This window comes from Sphingomonas sp. LH128, from assembly GCF_000293195.2.
In the GTDB taxonomy this organism is placed as follows: Bacteria; Pseudomonadota; Alphaproteobacteria; order Sphingomonadales; family Sphingomonadaceae; genus Novosphingobium; species Novosphingobium resinovorum_A.
Genome location: NZ_ALVC01000487.1, coordinates 1 through 1,040, shown reverse-complemented (window position 1 = coordinate 1,040; position 1,040 = coordinate 1). Strand labels below are relative to the sequence as shown.

Sequence of the window (1,040 nt, the reverse complement as noted above, 5' to 3'; positions counted from 1 at the left end):
GCCGAGCAGCGCCTCGCCGACCTCGACCGCCAGCGCACCCGGCTGGAAGAGGACCGCCACGACGCCGACCGCCTCACCCGCGACGCCGCCGAGGCCCTCGCCCGGCTGGAGCGCGAGTTGTCCGAGGGCGAAAAGCAGCTCGCCGCCGATGAAGCGCAGCGCCCGCGCTTCGCCAACATGGTCGATGGCGCCGAACAGGCCAGCCGCGCCGCCGAACTCGATCTCGCGCAGGCGACCGCGAAGCAAGCGGGCGTCGAGGCCGAATGGCGCATCGCCGAAGCCGAACTGACGCAGGCGAAGGCGCGACAGGCCCGCGTGGCGCAGGACGTCGCCCGGATCGAGGCGCAAGTCGCCGCCCTGCCCGACCTCGGCGACCTCGAAACCGCCATCGCTGCCGCGCGTGCCAAGGCAGAGGATGCCAGCGCCGTCCTCGCCCGCTCGCGCGAGGGGCTGGAGGACATGCAGGCGCGCAAGACCGCGCTACAGGCCGACCGCGACGCCGCTGCCTCGGCACTAGCAGGCGCGCGCGCCGACCTCACGGGCATCGAGCGCGAACACGCCGCCCTCGTCCGCGACCGCGAGGCGCGGGCCAAGGGCGCCAAGGCCGCGCATGGCCTGCCCGTCGCCATCGACGCGGTGCGCGCCGCGCCCGGCTACGAACGCGCCGTCGCCGCCGTGCTCGGCCGCGACGCCAAGGCCCCGCTGGGCGTAGTGCCGAATGCCGACGGCCGCTTCTGGACCGGCGCGGAGGCCCCCGCTCCGGTCGCCGACAGCCTCGCCGCGCATGTCGCGCAGTGCCCGCCCGAACTCGCGGCCCGCCTCGCGCTGGTCCATGTGGTCGAGACGGACGACGCGCGCGCGCTGAAACCCGGCGAATGGCTCGTCACGCGCGCGGGCGTGCTGCGCCGCTGGGACGGCTTCGTCGCGCGCGGCGAAGGCGCGGCCGAAGCCGCAAGGCTGGAAGCGGAGAACCGCTTCGCCGAACTCGACGCCAAGCTGCCCCCCTTGCGCGCGGCCGTCACCGCCGCCGAAGCACGGCA

1 pseudogene is annotated in these 1,040 nt (G+C 75.7%); it reads left to right on the top strand.

From position 1 onward, the window contains the following. Nucleotides 1-1,040 (top strand): annotated as a pseudogene (locus LH128_RS28860) (chromosome segregation protein); the annotation flags it as partial.